Genomic DNA, 993 nt, shown 5'->3' on the forward strand with positions numbered 1-993 from the left:
CATGGGCTTATTAGGTGGCCAGGCCAAAGCGATGGTGGTGACCAGCTCTCGTAAAGAAGCGGTGCGTTACAAGCTGGCGTTTGATAAGTACATCACCGAAAAAGGCTATCAGAAGATTCAGGCCATGGTGGCGTTCTCGGGTGAGCTGGAGTTCACCGATAGAGATCCTAATGCTGAGGCGTTAATCGGCGAGAAGTTTACCGAAACCAGTATGAACCCCGGCCTGAAAGGCCGTGATATGCGCAAAGCCTTTGACAGTGACGATTATCAGGTGATGATCGTGGCGAATAAATTCCAGACCGGTTTTGACCAGCCCAAGTTATGCGCCATGTATGTCGACAAAAAACTGGGCGGGGTAGAGTGTGTGCAAACGCTGTCGCGCTTAAACCGCACCTTCCCCGGTAAGGCTGAGTGTGGCACTTACGTGCTGGACTTCTTTAATGACCCTGAAGATATATTGGGAGCTTTCCAGCCTTACTTCCAAACAGCAGAACTGGCCGATGTATCCGATCCGGATTTGATTTTTGATCTATCCGATAAGTTAAAAGCAGCCGGTATATTCCTCTGGAGCGAAGTAGAGCAGTTCTGCGATGCCTTCTTTGTGAAGAGCAAAAGTAATGCTGCTATTGCCAATATCTGTAAGCCAGCGGTGGATCGCTGGCAGAAGCGCTACCAGTTGGCGGTAGAGGCATTTAAAGAGGCCAAGGATATGTTTGAGCGCACAAAGCGAACGGACGATGCTGTATTGATTGCTAACGCCGAGAATAGCTTTAAAGAGTGCAAGCAAGCGAAAGATGAGCTGGAAATATTCAAAAAGGACTTGGGTACCTTCGTACGGTTCTACGAGTTCATGTCTCAGATCGTAGACTACGACGATAAAGAGCTAGAAAGGCTCAGCTTGTATGCGCGCAACCTGCAACCCATGTTAAGGGAAGCGGTCATCGAAGATGGCGACATTGATCTATCAAATGTCCAGCTCAGCCACTATCGTTT

Annotated in this window: 1 pseudogene; it reads left to right on the top strand. The window is 48.7% G+C overall.

Annotated elements, in window-relative coordinates:
- Positions 1 to 993, top strand: a pseudogene (locus A3766_RS28655) (type I restriction endonuclease subunit R); the annotation flags it as partial.

The sequence above is a fragment of the Oleiphilus sp. HI0132 genome (assembly GCF_001635845.1).